We start from the raw sequence: 22,165 nt of genomic DNA on the forward strand, positions 1-22,165 counted from the left end.
GCAGGATCAATGGGCGTGTTCGGCCGAGCCTTTGCCCAGTTCGGACTTGAGGATGAAGCTGCCAACCGTGGCCACCTGTGCCCCGGCGTCGAGGCCCCGGCGCACTTCGACGTAGCCGTTTTCGCTGACGCCCAGTTCCAGATGGCGGGTGACGAACCCGTCCGCCGTGCGAACGAACACCGAGGGCTTGTCCTCGACGGTCTGGATCGCGGCCTCGGGCACGGTGACCTTGGCCTGGTAGGTGTCGGTGGCGATCTGTACGGCGACGAACAACCCCGGGCGCCAGGCGTCATCGGGGTTGGGCACGGTCACGCGCACGGTGGCGGTGCGCGTCTGCTCGCCCAGCAAGTTGCCCACATAGGCCACGGTACCGAGTACTTCGGTGCCCATTTCGGTGGAGCTGACTTTCACCGGCTTGCCGACGCGGACCTTGTTCAAGTCCTTGGGAAAGACGCCGAACGTGACCCACACCTGCGACAGGTCCGACAAGGTGAAGGCGTTGCTGGTCTCGCTGACCACCTCGCCGACGCCCAGGTGTTTCTCCACCACCACGCCGGCGAACGGTGCGCGCAATTCATAGCGATTGCCGCCGGCCGGCACGGCGCTGCCGCTGAGGGCGGTCATCTTCTGGCGGGCGTTGCTCAGGGCGATTTCGGCTTCCTGCAAGGCCTGGCGCGCCAGCAGGTAATCCTGCTCGGCGGAGATCTTGTCCTGCCACAGTTGGCGCTCGCGCTGGAAGGTGGTGCGCGCCAGTTCGAGGCGACGCTGGCTGGCGGCCAGCTCGCTGCGCTGATCGGAAATCTGCTGGCTGGCGATCACCGCCAGCAACTCGCCTTGCTTGACCGTCTGGCCGAGGTTGACCTTCACTGCCTCCACCACCCCCGCCGCACGCGGCACGATGTGCGACGTGCGGTCTTCATCGAAGCGCACTTCACCCGGCAACGACAGCACCGTGCTGATCGGCCGCGGCTGGGCCTGGGCCAGTTGAATACCGGCGGCCTCGATCTGCTGCTCGGTGAGTTCGAGTGTGCCTTCTTCTTCCTCGGCGTTTGCCAGGCCGGACAGCATCAGGCCCAGGCCCAGGACAAGGGCTAGCGCCACGCCATGTTTAGTCTGCATAGAGGACTCCAAAAAAAATCAGAAACGGGCGAGGTCGCCGTAGATCCGTTCGATGCGTACCCAGGCGTCGGTGGCCTGGGCGGTCGCCGTGAGGTATTGGGTGCGGGCAGCGATCAAGGTGCGCTGGGCGTCGAGGACGTCGAGGAAGTTGAACTTGCCCATTTCGAAGCCACGGGTGGCGCTGTCCACCGCGCTCTGGGCGGCGGGCAGGATCTGCTGGTTGAATGCGCGCACTTCGGTGTTCGCGGTTTGCCACAGGTCCAGGGCCTGGCGGGTTTCGGTGCGCAGGCGCAGTTCGGCGGCGTTGCGCAGGTCACGGGCCTGGTCGGCGCGGCGGGTGGCGGCGAGCACGTTGCCCTGGTTGCGGTTGAACAGCGGGATCGGCATCGACACGCCCACCAGATTCACGCGCTCGCGCACGCTGGCGTCGTACTGGCTGCCAATCGACACATCGAGGTCGGGGATGCGCTGGGCTTTTTCCAGGCCCACGCTGGCTTCGTTCTGCAGGATTTGCAGTTCGGCCAGGCGCAGCTCGGCGGTCTGTTCAAGACGCGCCAGCAGTTGCGCGGCGGGCGGCAACGTCGCCGGGACGCTGCTTGGCGTGGCGACGGCGGCGAAGTCGGGCGCGGCGCTGCCGGTGCTGGCGGCCAGGCGGCGATAGGCATCGCTGACACCCATCTGGGCGCGGTTGAGTTCCAGGCGGATTTCCGACAACTGCACCTGGGCGCGGGTGGCTTCCACTGGCGACGATTTACCGGCGTTGACGCGGCCGTTGGCGATCACCAGGCCGCGCTCGGCCAACGCCAGGGAGCGTTGCGCCAGGTCGAGGCGCTCCTGGGCGCGAAGGGCGCCGTAATAACTGTCGATCACCTCGGCGCGCAAGCCGTTGCGGCGCTGTTCGAGGGTCAGCGCCGCGACGTCCTGGCCACGCGTGGCCAGCTCGATGCGCGCGCCGCGCTTGCCGCCCAGTTCCAGGGTCTGGCTTAACTTGAGCGTGGTGGTGCGGGTGTCGCGGCGGGTGTCTTCGGCATCCCACGAGGCCACCGGGTTGGGGATCAGCCCCGCCTGCTGGCGGCCGCCGCTGGCGATGTCGATCTCCCATTGCGCGGCGGCCAGGTCGGGGTTGTTGGCGAAGGCGGTTTGCAGGGCGGCGTCGAGGGTCAGGGTTTGGGCGCCGACCCCTTGCGCCGTCGCCAGCAACACGATGATCGAGCACAGTAGAGTTCTTGCACGAGTTGGCATAACGAGAGTTCCAGGCCCATGAAATGGCGGATAAATCCAAGCCGGAGCACTGTAACTTTCGGTACTTATCAGGGCGGTGGGGCGAACATTACAAATCCGTTAGCAAGGCTCAAGCATGGGCGTCTTCGGGCCCGTCACGATGAAAACCCTCGCCCTCGACCTGCAGCGTGACGTGGGAAATATCGAATTGTTCATGCAGCAATTGCGTCACTTGAGCGAGGACCTGCTGTTCGGTGCCCGGCATCGCATCCGCCACCAGATGGCTGCTCAGCACGTTCTTGCCACTGGTGAGCGCCCAGATATGCAGGTCGTGTACGTCCTTCACGCCGGGCACGCCACGCATGGCCTGCTCCACGCTGTCGATATCGACGCCGTCGGGCACGCCTTGCAGCAGCACATTCATGCTGTCCTTGAGCAGCACCCAGGTGCGCGGCAACACCCAGAAACCAATCGCCGCCGCCACCACGGAGTCGACCCAAGCCCAGCCGGTCAACATGATCACGACGGCCGCGATGATCACACCGATAGAGCCGAGCATGTCGCTCCAGACCTCCAGGTACGCGCCTTTGACATTCAGGCTTTCGCCACTGCCGGCGCTGAGCAGGCGCATGGAGATCAGGTTGACGAGCAGCCCCAGCACGGCGATCACCAGCATGCCGGTCGACTGGATTTCGGCGGGTGCCTGCAGGCGTTGATAGGCCTCATAAAGGATGTAGAACGCCACCGCAAACAGCAGCAAGGCATTGAACGCCGCCGCCAGGATTTCAAAGCGGGCATAGCCGAACGTGCGCTTGCGGTCGGCGGGACGCTTGGCGATCTGGATCGCCACCAGGGAAATCGCCATGGCCAGGGCATCGGTCATCATGTGCGCGGCATCGGACAACAGCGCCAGGCTGCCGGTGATAAAGGCACCGATCACCTCGGCAATCATGAAACTGCTGGTCAGCCCGAGGGCCATCCACAACTGCCGTTCGTGGCCGGCGCGTACCTGGGCGTGGTTGTGTCCTGCGCTCATGAAACATCCTCGTGGGGTGTGGTTGGATGAATCATAGCGCCATAGCAGAAGATTCGGATGGGGTCGGCACTTCCTCAGGCCGCCAACGTATGGCGCTTGCTGAACAGCACCACACTCACCACCCCCACCGCGCCCATCACCACGCAATAACCCACGCAAATCCACGGGCTGGTCGGCATCAGTGCGATCAGCATCAAGGGCGTGGTGCTCGCCCACAGCGCATAGGCAATGTTGTAGGTGAAGGAAATGCCTGACACCCGCACCGGCGCCGGGAACAGTCCGACCATCACCGACGGCACTGCGCCGACCACGCCGCAGCTCAAGCCTGCCACGGCATATGCCGCGCCGAGCCAGACGCCACCGGCGATCAGGCTGGCGTATAACACGGCGATCCCCAGTGGCAGCAACAGGCTGTAGACCAGCACCGCGCGCCAGGCGCCGATGCGGTCCACCAGCAGGCCGGCGAGTACGCAACCGATGTTCAGGAACACAATGCCCAGTGCGCTCAGGGCGAAGGTGTGGCTGGGCGTCATGCCGAAGGTTTTCTGCATCATGGTCGGGGTGATGACCACCAGCACCACCACGGCGGAGGTGAGCACGCAGGTGAGGATCATCGCCGGCAGCAACACGCGGCGATGGTCGCGCAATACGGTGCGCAGCGGCAGTTCGGCGGCGGCTTGGCGGCGCGCCTGCATGTCGAGGAATACCGGGGTTTCGTTGAGCCAGCGGCGCAGCCACACGCCGATCACGCCGAAGACGCCGCCGAGCAGGAAGGGGAAGCGCCAGGCGTAGTCGAGGATCTCCGCCGGGGTGAAGATTTGCGCCAGCAGCGTGGCGGTCAGTGCGCCGAGCAGGTAGCCGAAGGTCAGGCCGGCCTGCAGGAAGCCCAAGGCGTAACCGCGGTGATGGGGCGGCGCGTGCTCAGCGACAAAGGTCCAGGCGCTGGGCACTTCACCGCCCACCGCCGCACCTTGCAGCACGCGCAGCACCAGCAGGATCAGCGGTGCGAAATAGCCGATTTGCGCGTAAGTCGGCATGATCCCGATCAGCAGGCAGGGCAAGGCCATCATCAGGATGCTCAGGCTGAACACGCGCTTGCGCCCCAGGTGATCGGCGAAGTGCGCCATCAGGATGCCGCCCAGCGGGCGCGCGAGGTAGCCGGTGACGAAGATCCCGAAACTTTGCAGCAGGCGCAGCCACTCGGGCATTTCCGGCGGGAAGAACAGTTGGCTGAGGGTCAGCGCGAAAAACACGAAAATGATGAAGTCGTAGATTTCCAGGGCACCGCCGAGGGCGGCCAGACCCAGGGTTTTGTAGTCGGAGCGGGAAAAACGCTGCGCCTGGGCAAGCGAGGTGGCAGTCATGTTGAGGCTCGGCAGACAAACAAAATGGCGTGCAGGTTATGAGCTGCGCCGGATGATGGCAATCGCGGCGGATATATTTGTTTTCCTCAATGATCGATGAAGATAACTGCATTCCCATATCAATGGCCGTAGCGGAACATGCCGTAAAACTGCCAAAACCATAACAATTACAAGAGGAATGACTCGTGGCCGATGCTATCGAAGAAAGCCGCTATGCCCGATTTGCCCTGCGCTGCTCCAATTTCGCCGAACGCTGGTTTCCCGACTCCTGGGTGTTTGCCGCCCTCGCCGTGATCATTGTCGCCGTGGCGACCCTGGGCATGGGCGCCGCGCCGACCGAAGCCGCCAAGGCGTTTGGCGATGGGTTCTGGAGCCTGATCCCGTTCACCATGCAGATGGCCTTCGTGGTGATCGGCGGTTACGTGGTCGCCAGTTCGCCACCGGCGGTGAAACTGATCGACCGCCTGGCGCGCATCCCGAAGAACGGCCGCTCGGCCGTGGCCTGGGTGGCGTTGATTTCCATGGTTGCCTCGTTGCTCAACTGGGGCCTGTCCCTGGTGTTCGGCGGTTTGCTGGTGCGCGCATTGGCGCGGCGCACGGACTTGCGCATGGACTACCGCGCTGCCGGTGCCGCGGCCTACCTGGGGCTCGGCGCGGTATGGGCGCTGGGGCTGTCGTCGTCGGCCGCGCAGTTGCAGGCCAACCCGGCCAGTCTGCCGCCGTCGATCCTGTCGATCACCGGGGTGATCCCGTTCACCGACACCATCTTCCTGTGGCAATCCGGCGTATTGCTGCTGGCGCTGATCGTGGTCTCGCTGATCATCGCCTACGCCACCGCGCCCGGCCCGAACAGCGCCCGTGACGCCAAGGCCTGCGGGGTCGACCCGGCCTTCAACCTGCCCACGCCGCAGGCCCCGACACGCCCGGGCGAATGGCTGGAACACAGCCCGGTGCTGACGATCCTGCTGGCGGTGCTGGCGGCAGGTTGGTTGTTCCACGAGTTCTCGACCAAACCGGCGATCAGCGCGATTTCCGGGCTGAACACCTATAACTTCCTGTTCATCATGGTCGGTGCGTTGCTGCACTGGCGCCCGCGCAGCTTTCTGGACGCGGTCGCCCGCGCGGTGCCGACCACCACCGGCGTGCTGATCCAGTTCCCGCTGTACGGCTCGATTGCCGCGCTGATGACGGTGGTCAAGGGCGGCGACGGCCAGACCCTGGCTCACCATATCTCAACCTTCTTCACCTCCATCGCCTCCCACGACACCTATGCCCTGTTGATGGGCGTGTACTCGGCGGTGCTGGGTTTCTTCATCCCGTCGGGCGGCGGCAAGTGGATCATCGAAGCGCCCTACGTGATGCAAGTGGCCACTGACCTGCAATACCACCTGGGCTGGGCCGTGCAGATCTACAACGCGGCCGAGGCGCTGCCGAATTTGATCAACCCGTTTTATATGCTGCCGCTGCTGGGCGTGTTGGGGCTGAAGGCGCGGGATCTGATCGGGTTTTCGTTCGTGCAGTTGCTGGTACACGCGCCGTTGGTGTTGTTTCTGTTGTGGGCGTTGGGGACGACGTTGAAGTATTTGCCGCCGGTGATGCCTTAAACGCAGCGGCAAGCTTGAGGTTTGTAGCTCCAGGCTTTCCGCTTAAAGCGTGTAACTTCAAGCTGTCTTCCCTGCGTCACATTCCACTGCTACCGTCCTGGCGAAATATCTTGCAACAAACCGCCAGCAAGGACTCCCGCAATGAGTGACGAGCACGAAGACCGCCCGGCCCCCGATTCCATCGATCAACCGCCGGTAGACACCAGCCGGCGGCGCTTCCTCGGCGGCGCAGCGGTGCTGGGGGTGGGCGCGACCTTGAGTGCCTGCGGCAATCCCGGCGACGCGCCGGGCAAACCGCTGCCTCGGCCGCTCACGCCGCAAGAGTTGGATAAGGCATTACACGACCAAGTGAAAACCGTCGTGGTGATCTACGCCGAAAACCGCAGCTTCAACAACCTGTTTGCCGATTTCCCCGGTCTGGAGAAACCGCTGTCGGCGTTGTCTCCCGCCGACTATCAGCAGCGCGACCGCGACGCCAGCGTATTGACCACCCTGCCCCCGGTGTGGGGTGGTGTGTTGCAAGTCGGCTCGCAAAGCGTCGACGGGGTGACCTACCCCAGCGAAGTGCAATTCCAGGAAAACCTGCCCAACGCCCCGTTCGCCCTCAAGGGCCCGAACGCCGAAGACCTGCCCTTGAGCCTGGTCACCCGGGATTTGTGGCACGTGTTCTACCAGAACCAGATGCAGATCAACGGCGGCAAGAACGACAATTTCGTCGCCTGGGCCGACTCCGGCGGCCTGGTGATGGGGCATTACGCCCAGAGCCGTTATTCCCTGCGCCTGTGGGACGTGGCCAAGGAGTTTGTGCTCTGCGATAACTTCTTCCAGGGCGCATTTGGCGGCTCGTTCCTCAACCACCAATACCTGATCAGCGCGACCGCGCCGGTTTATCCGAACGCCGCGCAGTCGGTGGCCAAGGCGCAGATCGCCACGCTGCAAAGCGACGATCCCACCGACCCACGCCTCAAGCCCCTGGACAAATCCCCGGCCAGCGCCATGAGCGGCCCGCCGCAGTTCGGCCCGAGCGCGCTGACCCCGGACGGTTACGCCGTGAACACCCTGGCCCCGCCCTACTGGCCGACCTGGATTCGCGACCCGCAAAACCCGGACTACGCCAAGCCCGACCTGCCCAACGTGCTGGTGCCGCAGACCCACGAACACATCGGTGACAAGCTGTCGAAAAAGAACATCGACTGGGCCTGGTACGCCGGGGCCTGGCAAGCGACGCTGGAACAGTTCAAGGACTCGGGCGGCATTCCGAAGATCCCCAACTTCCAGTACCACCACCAGCCGTTCAACTACTTCAAGCAACAGGGCCCGGAAAACCGCGCGGAGCGTGACAAGCGCCTGCGCGACGCGGGCCTGGGCGATGAGTCGAGCACCAACAAGTTCTTTGCCGACGCGCAGGCGGGCAAGCTGCCCGCCGTGACCTTCTACAAACCCCAGGGCAACCTCAACATGCACGCCGGTTATGCCGACGTGGCCTCGGGCGACCGCCATATCACCCGCGCCCTGAAGGTGCTGCAGGAAAGCCCGCAGTGGAAAAACATGGTGGTGGTGGTGACCGTCGATGAAAACGGCGGCTGGTGGGACCACGTGGCACCGCCCAAGGGCGACCGCTGGGGCCCTGGCACACGGGTTCCGACCCTGGTGGTGTCGCCGTTCGCGCGCAAAGGCACGGTGGACCATACGGTGTACGACACCGCGTCGATCCTGCGCCTGATCACCCGCGTCTTCCAGTTGGAGACACTGGACGGGCTCAAGCGGCGCGACGACGCCATGATCGCCCGCGGCCAGAAACCGATGGGCGACTTGAGCAATGCGTTGCAGTTCGAGGTGTAGGACGGCTTATCCAATAGCGACACGCCCGGCGATTTTGCACGCGGTTTTCCTGGTCAGCCGCTACTGTGTGGAGGTGGGCTTTCACCCCGCGCAGACGGGCTCTCGCTGACAAGGAATCATCTATGTTTAAACCGACCAGGTTGTCCTTCACCTTGGCCGCACTGATCGCGAGTGCGGTCGTACAGGCCGACATCGACGTACCGCTGGGCAGCACGCAACGGGTTACCCAGTTGTTCGCTTACCCCAATAACTGCAACGTGATCTGCTTCCGGCCGTGGACGCTGGAGCAGACCGTCGAGCACTACCTCAACCAGAGCCTGCAGCGCGACGGTTACAGCCGCGCCAAGGTCAGCGTCAGAAAGCATGACGGCCAGGTCGCGGCGACCTTCAGTGGCGTGCCCGACAACTATGGCCAGCCGCTGACGAGCTTGCTCGCTACCGCCGACCTGGCCTACCAGGGCGCGAGCCGGCTTAACAGCGATGGCAAGTGGGCCTACAACTGGTACTTGTTCCTGCCGCTGGGCATGGCCCTGGAAAACCGCAAAAGCATCGAGCTGCTGCACTTTCCGCCGGATTACTCACTGACCCAGGCCCAGGATTACCTGGAATCGGCCACCACCGACCGCTGGGCCGCCCTGCTCGTCGACAATGGCATTCCGGCCACCGAAACCCCGGCCTACCAGACCATCATCGACATCGCCCCGATCGCCGCGCCGTCCAACGCCGGGAAAGACCTGGAAAACGTCTACAGCTACTTCACCGACTACCAGACACGCATGGTCAAGGAACTGAGCCTGCCGCCCAAAGGTGCGTTGCCGATGGTCGCATTCGGCGCACCGGTGCGCAGTTGGATCAAGCAACAATACGGGCAAACCGTGGGTGTGCTGGGCCTGGCGCAGATCAGCCCGATCCCCGGCAAAACCGTCTCGGTCCTGGGCGCCAACCACCCCAGTTACATCTGGTATGCGGCAAGCCCCGACACGTATGACGGTAACGAGCAGAAGGCCGACGAGGCCGGTTTGAAAGTGATGGGCCAGGATTTGAGCGCCGCCTGCTGGCAAGCCGGAATGGGCCAGAAACCGGCGAGCGATGCGAATGTGCTGCTCAAGGCGTGCATGAACACCTGGCAGGTCACGCGTAAAGAACAGACCTGCGAATTGTTCTACACCTCGGTGCGCAACCTGACCCCGGAACAGGCCAACGCCAAATGCGCCACGTCCGCGATCAAAGCCCAGCTCAAACAGCTGAAAGACGCCGCGCCCACCCCGACGATCAGCGCCCCGGCGCTGTAAAAACGCAAAAAAAAACCGATTTCTACTGTCAAAGTTGACAGTAGAAATCGGCGTTATGTTCAGCGAGTCTTGATCCGGGCCCATCCGCTGCAAGACTGGCAGTCAGACACCACCCGCAGGTCGATGCAGCCCAACCCAGGAGAGTTATGAAAACTCGCGCCATGGATAAGGCTGTAAACCCTGTGAATGACTGCCTTTACCCGTTCAAGGCACTGTTCGTCGGGCAGGGCTACCCTTCGTCCAAACACTTCCAGGTCACCCACGCCAGGGACGGCGCCGGGGCCAGGGTCAAGGCGCGCATCGCCTTTGAGAGTCGCATACGCATTGCCAAGGTCTCCGGCTACGCGGTGAACGAGCGACGCCCGCACACCTTGCAACTGTCGCCGCGCATCCACTTGTACGACTGTTGGTTCTGCGGCCTGCTGCGCCACTCCTGCAACCCGAATGTATTTTTGGACACCACCTACCTGGAGCTCTGGACCGTGCAGCCCATCGCGGCCGGCGCCCTGTTGACCCTGGATTACGCCTGCACCGAGGACGCGCTGTTCCGGCAGTTCGCGTGCCAATGCGGCGAGCTGAACTGCCGGGGCTGGATCACCGGCAGCCAGGAGCCGCTGAACGCCGAAGGGCAGACGTTCATGACCCTGTGGCGTGAGCGCAAGCGCCCTTAGGCTTCACCCAGCGGGCGCAAGCGATACTGCGGCGGCAACTGCTCAAAACCAGTGATGGTGGTGTTCAAGCTCTTCCAGCGGCCATCCTTGATGCCGTAGATGCAACCGTGGATCGACAGGCTCTGCCCCCGGTGCCAGGCGTTTTGCACAATGCTGGTATGACCGACGTTGGCCACCTGCTGAACCACGTTCAATTCGCAAAGGCGGTCGACGCGCTCTTCCTCAGTCGGCAACTTGGCCAGCAGATCGCGGTTTTCGTAGTAGAGGTCGCGAATGGTGCGCAGCCAGCCGTCGATCAGGCCGAACTGACGGTCCTGCATCGACGCCCGCACGCCTCCGCAGCCATAGTGGCCGGTGACCAGGATATGTTTGACCTTGAGCACATCGACGGCGTACTGAATCACCGACAGGCAGTTAAGGTCGGTGTGCAGCACCACGTTGGCCACATTACGGTGTACGAACAGATCACCCGGCAGCATGCCGACGATTTCGTTGGCCGGTACGCGGGCGTCGGAACAGCCGATCCACAGGTATTCCGGTGCTTGCTGGCGGGCCAGTTTGGCGAAGAATTCGGGATCTTCCTGTTTGATCGCATCCGCCCAGCGTTCGTTGTTATCAAGCAGCTCTTGTAGTTCGTTCATCAGGGAAAGCCTCAGGAATGATGCGCAGCTTTGACAGACGACCGCCCGTCCGGGTCACGCCCGGAATAAAGATAGACGGCAGGCGATGACTTGAATCTTGGTGCGCCAGGCCTGTCCACACACTATAAGCCCCACAGTATGAGGATTGGCCATGACTGAATCACGACGTCCATACGGCGCTACACAGCCGGAACCGATTGATGACAATGAGGATCGCATGGGCTCGGTGCGCGAGCTGGACTTTGACGATCAAGAGCCGACGGCGCAAATCGGCGATGAACTGCCGCTTGTCGAGCGCAAACACCGGATGCGCGATAAACGGGTGGGCGAGGCCGAGACGACCGATGACGAGATGAGCCCGGAGAACCTGATCCGCGAGGACGGCGCACGGGATGCACAGGAAGAAGGCGAAGGCGAACAGGCCGATTGGGACCTGAGCATCGTGAATGAAGATGACATCGGCGGCGGCAACGGGTTGGATGAGGCCGAATTGGCCGAGCGAGATCCTGTCGACGGCAACCGCTGACACCCTGTAGTTCCAAATGTGGGAGGGAGCTGGCTCCCACATGGGTTGCGTGTTCAGTCGACGAGGGTGCAGGCCATCACGACCGCATCTTCGCGACCGCCGACGGCTGGGTAGTAATCGCGCCGACGGCCGATTTCATTGAAGCCATAGCGTTCATACAGCCGGAACGCGCCGGCATTGCTGTCACGCACTTCGAGGAAACATTCCCGTGCGCTGGCGGCATAGGCGCGGGACATCAGGTGCTCGAGCAGCGCCAGGCCGAGACCGCGGCCCTGGTTTTCCGGTTTGACGGTGATGTTCAGCAAATGCGCTTCATCGAGGATGATCTGCACCACCCCGTGGCCCACTTGCTGCTCACCTTCGAACATCAGCCAGATCTGGTACTTGCCCAGCCCGTCGAGAAAGATCCCGCGGGTCCAGGGGTGGCTGTATGCCGCGTATTCGATTTTCAGCACGGCGTCGAGGTCGGCCTCGGTCATCGGGCGGAAGGATAAAGCCTCACTCATCGATTGTTTTCCAGCGCGCCATCAGCCGGCGCATGGCTTGCCAGACATCAGCCTTACGCTGTGGCTCTTCCATTAATAATTCCAGGCCCGGCAGGGCCCATACCGAGCCCAGGCCTTCGACCTGCAGCTCGCGGTACCAGACTTCGGCATCGGCTTCGCCTGCAAACCGCACGGCGGGCAGGCCGATCAGCCACAGGCACACGCAGGGTTCGTCTTCCAGGCGTGCCGACACAAAACCTTGCACAAAATCCCGCGCGGCGTCCGGGCCCTGGTCCATGGTGCCGCGCACCAGCAACGGCCAGCGCACCGGGTCGCCGACGATTTGCGGGCTGTCGGGCAGGCCGGCAGCGCGCAGCATGTCCTTGAGCAGCATGTAGGCCGGGTCGCGGGTCTGGAAGCGCTCGCCGGTAGGCAGCTCGACCAGCAACAGGCAACGCCCGGCCCGCAGCAATTGCAGGGCAAACCGCGGCGGTGGGACGACAGGCACCTTGACCACCGAGGCCGCCTCTTCAGCCACCGCCGGCTTGGCCATCGGCGACTGGCGTGGCACCTCGACCTTGGCGCGTTCGACCACCGGCCGCGTCGGCGGCTCAGGCTTGACCACCGCCACGGGCGCAGCCGCCTCCTCGCCCGACGTTTCCAATCCGTCATCGGGCTCGAGCGCCTGCAGCAGCTCGGGCCGCGACGGGGCGGCAAACGGCAGTTCGGTGCGGGGCAGCCAGTTGACCACCTGCATGGCGGTCAAGTAAGCGCGACGTCGGGACTCGATAAGCACAGCTCGGCCACTTGTGGATAAGTAAAGAGCGGGGATTCTACCGCTGTTCGGTAACAATCGCCCACTGCGCACTGACCGGCTGTGGATAAATCCCGCGCCTGATGCAGTACAATCGCGACTTTTAATCGCCAACCAGCCGGCCATTCCCATGATCGAACCCAAGCGCGTCCTGCGCGCCCTCGCCGAACACTGGGCCTTACTTGAGCCACTGTGCGAACACTTCGACCAAGGCACCCTGAGCCTCGGCGAGCTGCGCGCACAACTGGCCGCCCAACAACTGGACAGCACGCCCCAGGACATCACCAGCCTGCTGGACGTGTGGATTCGCCTGGATATCCTGGTGCCTGTCGCCAAGAGCCCGAACCGTTTCGAGCTCAATGCGCAGATCCACGACTTCCTCGCCTATCTTCGCAAGGAGCACCGGCTTGGCCTGTGCCTGGAAATCGAAGCCTACCTGCGCCACCTCGAGCGCCTGGCCGGGTATATTCAGGACGCCTTCGACATCCGTGACGGCCACGACCTGGCCCGGCAACTGCGCCTGCTCGACATGCGCGTGCGCGACGTGCTGAAAAAACTCGCCAACGACGAACAGGCCCTCGCCGCCGTGGCCGACCGCGCCAAGACCAGCGACCGGCAGATCCCGTTGCGTCAGCGCTACGCCGAAGTGCTGGCGACCTGGGACGAATACGTCGAACCGATGATCCAACTGGTGAACGCCGACGGCGCCTTCGAACAAGGCGTGCGCAAGGTCGAAAACGTGCTGCTGCGCCTGCTCACCGAGCAGCAGCGCCTCGGCCATCTGGTCGACGACGACATGCTGTTGCGCACCCACGCGCGCATCCTCGAAATGCAGACCAGCGCCCAGTTGACCCTGCGTCACGCCCGCGAGCTGCTGCTGCCGCTGCGTGAAGAAGCGCGTCGGCACAACGCCGTGACCCGTGGCGCCGCGCTGGCGCTGTCGGCCATTCGCCGTAAAGGCCTGGACGCGGTGCCGCAGGCCGCGATGCCGATGTTCACCCGGCCGCAAAGCACCTTCCTCGGCAGCGCGAGCCAGGTCGAGGCCTACGTGTACGCCCTGGCGAACTTCGAGCCGAAACCGGCGCGCTTCCCCAAGGCGCACAAGTCCCATAAAGGCGAAGCCCAGCGCGCACCGCGCACGGTCAAGGAAATGCTCGAACGCTGCGAAGACGCGCTGCCGATGCCGGACCTGATGACCTGGCTGCTGGAACAGGAACCGGACGGCGCCACCGACGAATTGCTCTACTGGTTCTCGCGCCTGTCCCGCGAAAAACGCTTCAAGCGCGAGCGCCTGGAACGCCGCGATTACCACACACACGAGCATCAGGTCAGCCTGCGCTCATTCGCCCTGCTCCCGGCCACGCCCGACGCCGCCGAGAATTCTGCGAGCACCCCTTATGCATCTTGATCTATCCGAACTGTCCCAGCTGGCGCCGATCTTTCGCGAGCTGTTCAAGGGTTACCACGTCAGCCGCCGCGACCCGGAGCTGTACGCGCAACTGTCGAATTTCCAGGACCAGTACCGCACGCTGTTCAAGGCCCTGGGCTTTGAACTGGTGTGCGATACCCGTGGTTTCTATTACTTCGTGCCGGATTCGGCCATCGCCAGCGCGCAGGTGAACAAGACCGCGCAGCGCCTGGCGCTGTTCACCTTTATCATCGTCGAGCACCTGGCCGACCAGGGCCGCGACCCGATTGCCGTGCTCGACGGCGGCAGCCTCGGCCGCGATGAACTGCCGTCGCTGCTGGAAAAATACCGCGACCTGTTTATCCAGGCCGAAGTGCAAACCCAGGAAGAGCTCGAAGAGAAAATCATGCGCCGCATGACCCAACTGGGTTTTGCCAGCGAAGAAAACGGCATCTATCGCTTCCTGCCGCCGATGCATCGCTTCCTCGATGTGTGCCTGTCGGTGCAACAGGACCGCGACCTCGCGGCCAGCATCCACAGCGTGCTGCCATTGCCGACACCGGTGATCATCGACGAAGACAGCGATGAAAAACTGCTGAAGACCGATGACCCGCTGGACTTGAGCGACTTTGCCGACGAAAGCGAAGAAGACGCCCTGGCCCGCGCCATTGCCGAAGAACAGGAGACCGACGCATGAGCAAGGAACGCTACGGCATCCGCCGCTTCGCCCTATTGAATACCGCCGGCTACAGCCTCGGATTGTTCCCGCTCGAAGAGCCGCTGTCGGTGTACGGCGCGAACAACCTGGGTAAATCCGCATCGATCAACGCCTTGCAGTTCCCGATCCTGGCGCGCATGTCGGACATGAGTTTCGGCAAGTACACCCTGGAACAATCGCGGCGCTTCTACTTCGCCACCGACACCAGCTACATCCTCGTGGAAGTCTCCCTGCCCCACGGCCCGCATGTGATCGGCGTGGTCGGGCGCGGCCCGGGCGGTGGTTTCGGTCACCAGTTCTTTGCCTACGCCGGTAAGCTCGACCTGGCCCACTACCAGAAAAACGACACCTGCCTGCGCCAGAAAGAGCTGTTCACCAACCTGGAGCGCGAGGGCCTGAAAGCCTACGAACTCAAGCCCGATGAACTACGTCGTTTGCTGGTCGGCGGCCACACGTCGATCCCACTGGACCTGACGCTGATCCCGCTGCGTTCCACCAGCGAACAGAGCCTGAAGACCTTCCGCGCGCTGTTTATCAACCTGTTGCACATGCGCGAAATCACCGCAGCCAAGCTCAAGCAATTGTTCCTCGATGCGTTCGAGCACAGCCTGCGCTCCGGCAGTGTCGATTACATCGCCGCGTGTGAAGAAGCCTTCCGCGACGTGCGACGCATGGAGCAGGACTACAACTCCCTGGTCGCCGCCGGCCCGCTGGTCGAGGCCCTGGCCAATGGCGTGAAACAACGCGACATCCTGCGCGGTAAATTGCATCGCCTGTCGCCGCTGTTGGACTCGCTGCTGGGCACCTGGTCGGACTACGCCAGTGCGCGCAAGGAAGAGCTGACCATCCAGGCCGAGCACTACCGCAACGAGCAGGACGCGCTGCAGCACGACCAACGTGGCGGCACCCAGGAGCTGATGCGCCTGGAGCGCGAAATCAGCGGTATCCAGCGTTGGCTGGGCGAGCTGTCGGTGCTCAAGCATCGCTTTGCGCTGGTCGATGATGTCAGGGTGCTGGAACAGCAACTGCTGGCGGCCAAGGATGCCCACGATGAACTCGCCGGCGCCCTGGCGCAGTCACGTCAGTTCAGCGCCGAAGACTTGGACGAGCGCCTGCGCGAGCTGGAAAAACGCCTGAAGTCGGTCAAGCAACAGCTCGATCACGCAGACAACAACAGCTACGCCAAGCTGCGCGAAGAATTCTCACAGCAAGATGTCGAACGCCTGATGCGTCTGTTCAACAGTTCGCTGTTCAGCCTGCCGCTGGGTGAACATGGCATCACGCTGGATGAGGACGGCCAGTGGGTCAAATCCCTGGAACTGATCCTCGATGGTTTCAAGGGTGAGCGCTTTGAAGTGCCGGGGCTGTCGATCGACATCTCCCACATCGAGCCGCCCGCCTTGCAGGCCCTGGCGGATCGTGCGGCGTTGCGCGACCAGAAAGAGCGCCTGGAAAAAGAACTCAAGCAGCTCAAGACGCAGCAGGCGGTGGCCTCTGACCGCGCCGCGAGTAAAACCCAGACCGAAGCGCTGTACCAGCAAGTGCTGGACGCGCAAAAGGCCCTGGAAGATTTCCGCCGTGCGCAAACCCTGAGCGCCGAAGAAGGCGAGAAGCTGGAACAGCTGGCGCAGATGGAAGCCGCCCAGGATGAATTGAAGCGCTCCAGCGACGCGTTCACCGAACGTGTCCAGCAACTGTCGGCCAAGCTGCAACTGGTCGGTCGCCAGATCGGCGATATGGAAGCCAAGCAACGCACCCTGGATGACGCTTTGCGCCGTCGCCAGTTGCTGCCGGCGGACTTGCCGTTCGGCACGCCGTTCATGGACCCGGTCGACGATTCCATGGACAACCTGCTGCCGCTGCTCAATGACTATCAGGACAGTTGGCAAGGCTTGCTGCGCGCTGATGGCCAGATCGAAGCGCTGTACGCCCAGGTTCGCCTCAAGGGCGTGGCCAAGTTCGACAGCGAGGATGACGTGGAGCGGCGCCTGCAACTGCTGATCAACGCCTATGCTCACCGTACCGACGAAGCCCTGACCCTGGGCAAGGCACGGCGCGCGGCGGTCACCGATATCGCACGGACCTTGCGCAATATCCGCAGCGACTACGACAGCCTGGAACACCAACTGGCCTTGTTCAACCGCGAGATCAACAAGCGCCAGGTGTCGAACCTGCAGAGTTTCCGCATCGTGCTGGCACCGAACAAGGAAGCGCTCAAGCATATCGACCAGATCATCCACAGCGCCGGTCAGTACGAAGAAGGCGAAACCCTGTCGGTGTTCGACTTGAGCCAGAGCGCCGAGCAGGACAACAAGAACGAAGAGGCCAAGGAATACCTGGCGCGCCTGGTGGCGGCCAACCACAACCAGTTGGGCCTCAAGGACTTGTTCGAACTGGCGTTCGAGATCACCAAGGTGCATGGCCAGCCGGTGATTCACACCGACATCGATGGCGCGGCGTCCAACGGCACCACCATGACCATCAAGGCGCTGACCAACATGTATTTGTTGCTGCACTTGATGGACCGCGACCAGGCCGGGCGCGTGCGCTTGCCGTACTACCTCGACGAAGCGGCCGACATCGATGAGAAGAACCAGGCGGCGCTGCTGGAGACCAGCCTGCAATTGGGCTTCGTGCCGATCCTGGCGAGCGTGAAGCCGCAGGTGTCGGCCCAGGTGGCGATCGACCTGGAAGGCGGCAGCGGGCCGAACGGGATCTACATCGATGAGGCGGACTGGAAGTACATCCGGCGCCATGATGCGGTGAAGGCAACGGTGACGGTGCAGGCGGATGAGCCGGAGTTGGATGAGGTCTGACGTTCGGCGGTGAAATGCCAAAAGGCCGCGATCTTATGGATCGCGGCCTTTTTTGTGGGCTGGGGTTTGGTGGTGTTTTTGAGGGCCTCATCGCGGGCAAGCCCCCTCCCACAAGTGACCGCGTTTATCCTGTAGGAATGCGCTCATCTGTGGGAGGGGGCTTGCCCGCGATAGCCGCGCCTCGGCCTACTTGCCCAGCGGAATCTTAGGCGCCCAGGTCAGCCACTCATCCTCAAACTTGTCGAACAGCGGGAAGGTCTGCTGCGGCCGCGCGGCGCTGCCCATGCGTTCGCCATCGGGCGTGGCGAAGGCGATGCCGCCGGCAACCAGGGTTTCCAGGGACTCGGTGCGTACCGTCGCGCCTTTGAACAGGCCGAAGTCGAGACCAAAACCGCTGCTGTTCCAGAAGCGGCTGCCGCTGCGCACCAACGCCGCGTACTTGGGCTCGATCAGGATGTGGATCAGCACGCGGTCGGCGGTCTGGCCCAATTCGTAGCCGGTGACTTTGCCCACAGTGACTTCGCGGTAAGTGACGGGCACGCCTTCTTTGAGCGAACCACGGCGTGCGGCACTCAGTACCAGGCTCAGACCAGCCTCCTGGTGGACGGCTTCGGGCGGCTGGTCCAACGCGACGAAGCTCTTCTGCGGCCCGGCGTTTTTCAGCGCGGGCAGTACTTCGATGTATTGGCCGGTGACCAGGGTTTCCAGGTTCGAGGTTTTCATCAGGCCCAGTTCCGGCTTGACCACCCAGAACTGGCTGCCGACGCGTGCGATGCGATCCGTCACCTGGGTGATGCGCGCACCGAGCAGCACCGATTGCAGATCGGCGCTGAGGTCGACGCTCTCGATCTTACCGACGTCCAGGCCTTTGAAACGCACCGGGGTGCCGGGGCGCAGGCCGTCGGCGCGGTCGACTTTGATGGTCACCAGGGTGCCACTCTGATTGGCCGTTTCACGATCGGCGAACAGGCGGAAACGTGGGATACGTTTTTTCAGCGGCACGTTCGGTTCCGGCGTTTCAAAGGCGATACCGCCGGACATCAGGCTGGCCAGGGATTCGCTTTTCACCTGGATACCGCCGGTGAGGCCGCCGGTCAGGGTCACGCCGCTGGCGTTCCAGAAACGCGTCGAACCATTGACCAGGTTGGCGTACTCCTTCTCGATATGGACGCCGATCACCAGTTGCTTGTTTTTGCGCGAGAACTGGTAGCTCTGCACCGAGCCGACCTTGACCTGCTTGTAGAGGATCGGGCTGCCGACATCCAGGGAGCCGAGGCTATCGGTGAACAGCACCATGTGCAGGCCAGGGGAACGCAGGTCCAAGGGCGGCGCCTTGGCTCGAGCCACGTATTCCCGTTGGGGCGGAGAACCTTTGTCACCGGGACGAACCGCGATGTAGTTACCTTTGACCAACGCCTCGAGCCCAGTGATACCAGCCAGGGAAATCGACGGCTTGACCACCCAGAACTGGGTGTCCTGTACCAGGTAGTCTTCGGCCAATGGGTCGAGGGTCAGCTCGGCGTTGGCGCTGGACAGGTCCGGGTCGATCTTCAGGGTTTTCAGGCTGCCGACCTGGATGCCTTTGTACATCACCGGGGTGCGCCCGGCCTGCAGGCCTTCGAAGTCGGTGAGTTTGACCTTGACCTTGATACCGGCGGCGGCGGCGTCGAAGTCTTCATACAGGCGGAAGGGCAGGCTCGAGTCGGTCGGTGGGCTGTCCTTGCGATTCTCCGGGGTGGCGAAGGCGATACCGCCGGCGACGATGCTGGAGAGCGATTCGCTGCGCACCTTCACGCCGGAGAGGTTGGCGTCGATGCTGATGCCGCTGGCGTTCCAGAAACGCGTGTGTTTGCGCACCAGGCTGGCGTAGGTCGGTTCGATGTAGACCTTGATCTCGACGGTGCTCTGGTCCTCGGACAACAGGTAGCTTTTGACCTGGCCGACCTGGATCTGCTTGTAGAACACCGGGCTGCCGCGGTTGAGCGAGCCAAGGCGGTCGGCCTTGATGGTCAGGTGCAGGCCTGGCTTGGCGTCGGACAAGGGCGGTTCTTCGGACAGCGCCTTGAATTTGCGCGTGGGCTCACCGTCGCCGGGGCTGGCGGCAATGTAGTTCCCTGACACAAGGGTCTCCAGGCCGGTGATGCCGGCGAGGCTGACGCTGGGTTTGACCAGCCAGAAGCGCGTGTTGGTCTTGAGGTATTGCTCGACGTCCTTGTTCATCTCGATGGTGGCAATCACCCCGCGATTGTTGCCTTCGTCGTCCAGGGCCAGGGTCTTGACCTTGCCCACGGGCATGCCTTTGTAGACGACTTCGGTCTTGTTGACCTGGATGCCTTCGCCGCTTTCGAAGCGTACCTGGATCTCGATGCCTTGCTGAGAATAGGCACGCCAGCCCAACCAACCGCCGATGATCAGGGCGATCAGGGGCAGTACCCAAATAGCCGACCAGTTGGAAGCCGGGCGGGTTTTAGCTTTAGGCAAATCACTCATGGTCGTCGTCCGACTCCGTGTTATCCCAAATCAGTCGGGGATCAAAAGTTACTGCGGCAAGCATCGTCAAGATCACCACACTGGCGAACGCCGCCGCGCCGAGGTTGGCCTCGACACTGGCAAGCCGTCCAAAGTTTACAACCGCCACCAGGATGGCGATCACGAAGATATCCAGCATGGACCAGCGGCCGATGAATTCGATAAAGCGGTACATGATAATCCGTTGTTGCGCCGACAGCGGTTGGTGACGCTGCACCGAGAACAGTAGCAGACCAATACCTACGAGCTTGAACGTCGGCACCAGGATGCTGGCGATGAACACCACGGCGGCGATGGGGAACATGCCGTGCTGCACCAGTTGGATCACGCCGGACATGATGGTACTGGGATCGCCCTGGCCGAGGGAATTGACGGTCATAATCGGTAACAGGTTGGCCGGGATATAGAGAGTCGCAGCGGTGATCAGCAAGGCCCAGGTGCGCGTCAGGCTGTTGGGGCGGCGCGCATGGACCAGCGCACCGCAACGGGTGCAGGTTTGCTCATCGGTGTCTGGTTCTTGCTTGTTCAATTCGTGGCATTCGGTACAAATCAGAATGCCTGCATCAATCGCCCGCATGATCATCCTCTCCTGACAGTGCTTGCCAGATCTGGTGGGGCGACATCACCACCTCAAGCAGAACCTGAACCATTAATAGGCTGACGAAGCAGACCAGACCCAGGCCAATCGTGATGGAGGCCATGTCGGCGAGCTTTACGATCGCCACCAGGACGCCCATCAGGTACACCTCCAACATCCCCCAATCTCTCAGGTGATGGTAAATGCGGTAGAGCAGCAGCCCGTAACTGCGACCGATGTTCCAGCGGATGCTGAGCAACACCGCCAATTGGCAGAGCAACTTGAGCAGGGGAATACCCATGCTGCACAGGAACACGACGGCAGCGACGCCGCGCATGCCGGTGTCGAACAGGCCGACGACGCCGGTCCACACGGTGTCCTCCGAGGACTGCCCGAGTAGATTGAGCTGCATGATGGGCAAAAAGTTCGCGGGGATGTACAACAATAGCGCTGCCAACACTAAGGCCAGGCTTCGTTCGACGACGTTGTGGCGATGCGCGTACAGCTCGTAACCGCAGCGCGGGCACTGGGCTTTTTCGCCGAGGGCGAGCACAGGTTTGCGCATCAATAAATCGCACTCATGGCATGCCACCAGGTCGTCCAGGGGTAAATCCGACACCTTGGGGGCATCAACCGGATCGGGCATAGATAGGGCTCGGACGCTAAAAAAAGGTTAGGTACCTATTCTAGTGGTCTGGTTCAGAAATAACTGCGCAATTTTATCGAGTACCGAGGGGGGCGAGCCACTTGACCCTTTCCGACCGCCCAAAACAAAACCCCTGTCTGCATAAGCAAACAGGGGTTCTGGAATTTAATCTTGACGATGACCTACTCTCACATGGGGAAACCCCACACTACCATCGGCGATGCATCGTTTCACTGCTGAGTTCGGGATGGGATCAGGTGGTTCCAATGCTCTATGGTCGTCAAGAAATTCGGGTACTGAGTCGTGGCCAGCTGGCCTCGCTTCAGCAAATTGGGTATGTGATAGTTTTCGGTGTTTTGTAAGAGTCGAACTTTCGGTTCATTTCGTCTTCACACACCGCAATCTGGTCTCTTTCGAGTTCGCAAATTGCTTGGGTGTTATATGGTCAAGCCTCACGGGCAATTAGTATTGGTTAGCTCAACGCCTCACAGCGCTTACACACCCAACCTATCAACGTCGTAGTCTTCGACGGCCCTTCAGGGGACTCAAGGTCCCAGTGAGATCTCATCTTGAGGCTAGTTTCCCGCTTAGATGCTTTCAGCGGTTATCTATTCCGAACATAGCTACCCGGCAATGCCACTGGCGTGACAACCGGAACACCAGAGGTTCGTCCACTCCGGTCCTCTCGTACTAGGAGCAGCCCCTCTCAAATCTCAAACGTCCACGGCAGATAGGGACCGAACTGTCTCACGACGTTCTAAACCCAGCTCGCGTACCACTTTAAATGGCGAACAGCCATACCCTTGGGACCGGCTTCAGCCCCAGGATGTGATGAGCCGACATCGAGGTGCCAAAC

The 22,165-nt window shown here is 62.4% G+C and carries 18 protein-coding genes and 2 rRNA genes (1 of these 20 running past the window's edge); 8 read left to right on the plus strand and 12 right to left on the minus strand.

All coding sequences use genetic code 11. From position 1 onward, the window contains the following. Positions 1-6: 6 nt before the first annotated feature. From ACVWZP_RS17020 to ACVWZP_RS17035, 4 genes are all read right to left on the minus strand, one after another. Positions 7-1,119: an efflux RND transporter periplasmic adaptor subunit gene (locus ACVWZP_RS17020; RefSeq protein WP_457369960.1), complete on the minus strand. Its 1,113-nt coding sequence runs from the start codon at positions 1,117-1,119 to the stop codon at positions 7-9. An 18-nt stretch (positions 1,120-1,137) separates the two neighbouring features. Beyond that, the gene (locus tag ACVWZP_RS17025; RefSeq protein WP_046384818.1) at positions 1,138-2,361 is read right to left on the minus strand and encodes a TolC family protein; all 1,224 of its coding nucleotides are present in this window, start codon (positions 2,359-2,361) and stop codon (positions 1,138-1,140) included. Positions 2,362-2,470: 109 nt separating this feature from the next. After that, positions 2,471-3,376 (minus strand): cation diffusion facilitator family transporter, encoded by a 906-nt coding sequence (locus ACVWZP_RS17030; RefSeq protein ID WP_046384819.1) that lies wholly within the window; start codon positions 3,374-3,376, stop codon positions 2,471-2,473. Between the two features lie 74 nt (positions 3,377-3,450). Next, positions 3,451-4,740 (minus strand): MFS transporter, encoded by a 1,290-nt coding sequence (locus ACVWZP_RS17035; protein WP_046487479.1) that lies wholly within the window; start codon positions 4,738-4,740, stop codon positions 3,451-3,453. A gap of 185 nt (positions 4,741-4,925) precedes the next feature. Here ACVWZP_RS17035 and ACVWZP_RS17040 point away from each other — a divergent pair, with 185 nt between their 5' ends. From ACVWZP_RS17040 to ACVWZP_RS17055, 4 genes are all read left to right on the plus strand, one after another. Then, positions 4,926-6,344 (plus strand): short-chain fatty acid transporter, encoded by a 1,419-nt coding sequence (locus tag ACVWZP_RS17040; RefSeq protein WP_017844502.1) that lies wholly within the window; start codon positions 4,926-4,928, stop codon positions 6,342-6,344. A gap of 141 nt (positions 6,345-6,485) precedes the next feature. Beyond that, positions 6,486-8,186, plus strand: a complete 1,701-nt coding sequence (acpA, locus tag ACVWZP_RS17045; protein WP_017844504.1) for an acid phosphatase — start codon at positions 6,486-6,488, stop codon at positions 8,184-8,186. 122 nt (positions 8,187-8,308) lie between these two features. Then, the gene (locus ACVWZP_RS17050; RefSeq protein ID WP_057005635.1) at positions 8,309-9,478 is read left to right on the plus strand and encodes a hypothetical protein; all 1,170 of its coding nucleotides are present in this window, start codon (positions 8,309-8,311) and stop codon (positions 9,476-9,478) included. Between the two features lie 146 nt (positions 9,479-9,624). Next, positions 9,625-10,149 carry an SET domain-containing protein-lysine N-methyltransferase gene (locus tag ACVWZP_RS17055; protein ID WP_457369961.1) on the plus strand — a complete coding sequence of 175 codons (525 nt, stop codon included), beginning with the start codon at positions 9,625-9,627 and terminating at the stop codon, positions 10,147-10,149. Here ACVWZP_RS17055 and can read toward each other — a convergent pair. Further along, positions 10,146-10,790, minus strand: coding sequence for a carbonate dehydratase (gene can, locus ACVWZP_RS17060; protein ID WP_017844507.1), 645 nt, complete (start codon positions 10,788-10,790; stop codon positions 10,146-10,148). The genes ACVWZP_RS17055 and can overlap by 4 nt on opposite strands. A 151-nt stretch (positions 10,791-10,941) precedes the next feature. On the opposite strand from can, the gene ACVWZP_RS17065 reads away from it, so the two are divergent. Further along, entirely contained in the window at positions 10,942-11,316 is a 375-nt protein-coding gene (locus ACVWZP_RS17065) for a hypothetical protein (RefSeq protein WP_046384824.1), read from the plus strand. A gap of 53 nt (positions 11,317-11,369) precedes the next feature. On the opposite strand, the gene rimI is transcribed toward ACVWZP_RS17065, so the two are convergent. Both rimI and ACVWZP_RS17075 read right to left on the minus strand, forming a co-directional pair. Then, positions 11,370-11,822, minus strand: a complete 453-nt coding sequence (gene rimI, locus ACVWZP_RS17070) for a ribosomal protein S18-alanine N-acetyltransferase (RefSeq protein ID WP_046384825.1) — start codon at positions 11,820-11,822, stop codon at positions 11,370-11,372. Further along, positions 11,815-12,558: an energy transducer TonB gene (locus ACVWZP_RS17075; RefSeq protein ID WP_457370396.1), complete on the minus strand. Its 744-nt coding sequence runs from the start codon at positions 12,556-12,558 to the stop codon at positions 11,815-11,817. The genes rimI and ACVWZP_RS17075 overlap by 8 nt, the downstream gene beginning before the upstream one ends. Positions 12,559-12,745: 187 nt before the next feature. On the opposite strand from ACVWZP_RS17075, the gene mksB reads away from it, so the two are divergent. From mksB to mksF, 3 genes are read left to right on the plus strand one after another with little or no spacing between them, the layout of a single operon-like run. Continuing rightward, positions 12,746-14,023: an Mks condensin complex protein MksB gene (gene mksB / locus ACVWZP_RS17080; protein ID WP_017844511.1), complete on the plus strand. Its 1,278-nt coding sequence runs from the start codon at positions 12,746-12,748 to the stop codon at positions 14,021-14,023. Next, positions 14,013-14,720, plus strand: a complete 708-nt coding sequence (mksE, locus tag ACVWZP_RS17085; RefSeq protein ID WP_017844512.1) for an Mks condensin complex protein MksE — start codon at positions 14,013-14,015, stop codon at positions 14,718-14,720. Before mksB ends, mksE begins: the two co-directional genes overlap by 11 nt. Beyond that, entirely contained in the window at positions 14,717-17,557 is a 2,841-nt protein-coding gene (gene mksF / locus ACVWZP_RS17090; protein WP_017844513.1) for an Mks condensin complex protein MksF, read from the plus strand. The genes mksE and mksF overlap by 4 nt, the downstream gene beginning before the upstream one ends. A 186-nt stretch (positions 17,558-17,743) precedes the next feature. Here the strand turns inward: mksF and ACVWZP_RS17095 are convergent, their stop codons facing one another. The 5 genes from ACVWZP_RS17095 to ACVWZP_RS17115 form a co-directional block, all read right to left on the minus strand. Continuing rightward, the gene (locus ACVWZP_RS17095; protein ID WP_046384828.1) at positions 17,744-20,047 is read right to left on the minus strand and encodes a PqiB family protein; all 2,304 of its coding nucleotides are present in this window, start codon (positions 20,045-20,047) and stop codon (positions 17,744-17,746) included. Beyond that, positions 20,040-20,663 (minus strand): paraquat-inducible protein A, encoded by a 624-nt coding sequence (locus tag ACVWZP_RS17100; protein WP_177031403.1) that lies wholly within the window; start codon positions 20,661-20,663, stop codon positions 20,040-20,042. The genes ACVWZP_RS17095 and ACVWZP_RS17100 overlap by 8 nt, the downstream gene beginning before the upstream one ends. Then, on the minus strand, positions 20,650-21,309 hold the full coding sequence (locus tag ACVWZP_RS17105) for a paraquat-inducible protein A (RefSeq protein ID WP_017844516.1): 660 nt from the start codon (positions 21,307-21,309) through the stop codon (positions 20,650-20,652). The genes ACVWZP_RS17100 and ACVWZP_RS17105 overlap by 14 nt, the downstream gene beginning before the upstream one ends. A gap of 169 nt (positions 21,310-21,478) precedes the next feature. Then, positions 21,479-21,594, minus strand: a 5S ribosomal RNA gene (gene rrf, locus ACVWZP_RS17110). A gap of 156 nt (positions 21,595-21,750) precedes the next feature. Then, positions 21,751-22,165: ribosomal RNA gene (locus ACVWZP_RS17115) — 23S ribosomal RNA — on the minus strand; it runs 2,476 nt beyond the window's last position.

The organism is Pseudomonas sp. TE36184 (assembly GCF_054060055.1).

Excerpts from the sequence above, each read along its gene's own strand:
- ACVWZP_RS17095 (WP_046384828.1), bottom strand. The coding sequence starts at position 20,047 with ATGAGTGATTTGCCTAAAGCTAAAACCCGCCCGGCTTCCAACTGGTCG.
- ACVWZP_RS17050 (WP_057005635.1), top strand. The coding sequence starts at position 8,309 with ATGTTTAAACCGACCAGGTTGTCCTTCACCTTGGCCGCACTGATCGCG.
- mksB (WP_017844511.1), top strand. The coding sequence starts at position 12,746 with ATGATCGAACCCAAGCGCGTCCTGCGCGCCCTCGCCGAACACTGGGCC.
- ACVWZP_RS17025 (WP_046384818.1), bottom strand. The coding sequence starts at position 2,361 with ATGCCAACTCGTGCAAGAACTCTACTGTGCTCGATCATCGTGTTGCTG.
- ACVWZP_RS17020 (WP_457369960.1), bottom strand. The coding sequence starts at position 1,119 with ATGCAGACTAAACATGGCGTGGCGCTAGCCCTTGTCCTGGGCCTGGGC.
- ACVWZP_RS17030 (WP_046384819.1), bottom strand. The coding sequence starts at position 3,376 with ATGAGCGCAGGACACAACCACGCCCAGGTACGCGCCGGCCACGAACGG.
- ACVWZP_RS17075 (WP_457370396.1), bottom strand. The coding sequence starts at position 12,558 with ATGCAGGTGGTCAACTGGCTGCCCCGCACCGAACTGCCGTTTGCCGCC.
- ACVWZP_RS17100 (WP_177031403.1), bottom strand. The coding sequence starts at position 20,663 with ATGCGGGCGATTGATGCAGGCATTCTGATTTGTACCGAATGCCACGAA.
- can (WP_017844507.1), bottom strand. The coding sequence starts at position 10,790 with ATGAACGAACTACAAGAGCTGCTTGATAACAACGAACGCTGGGCGGAT.
- ACVWZP_RS17065 (WP_046384824.1), top strand. The coding sequence starts at position 10,942 with ATGACTGAATCACGACGTCCATACGGCGCTACACAGCCGGAACCGATT.
- ACVWZP_RS17055 (WP_457369961.1), top strand. The coding sequence starts at position 9,625 with ATGAAAACTCGCGCCATGGATAAGGCTGTAAACCCTGTGAATGACTGC.
- rimI (WP_046384825.1), bottom strand. The coding sequence starts at position 11,822 with ATGAGTGAGGCTTTATCCTTCCGCCCGATGACCGAGGCCGACCTCGAC.
- mksF (WP_017844513.1), top strand. The coding sequence starts at position 14,717 with ATGAGCAAGGAACGCTACGGCATCCGCCGCTTCGCCCTATTGAATACC.
- ACVWZP_RS17035 (WP_046487479.1), bottom strand. The coding sequence starts at position 4,740 with ATGACTGCCACCTCGCTTGCCCAGGCGCAGCGTTTTTCCCGCTCCGAC.
- ACVWZP_RS17105 (WP_017844516.1), bottom strand. The coding sequence starts at position 21,309 with ATGCCCGATCCGGTTGATGCCCCCAAGGTGTCGGATTTACCCCTGGAC.
- mksE (WP_017844512.1), top strand. The coding sequence starts at position 14,013 with ATGCATCTTGATCTATCCGAACTGTCCCAGCTGGCGCCGATCTTTCGC.
- acpA (WP_017844504.1), top strand. The coding sequence starts at position 6,486 with ATGAGTGACGAGCACGAAGACCGCCCGGCCCCCGATTCCATCGATCAA.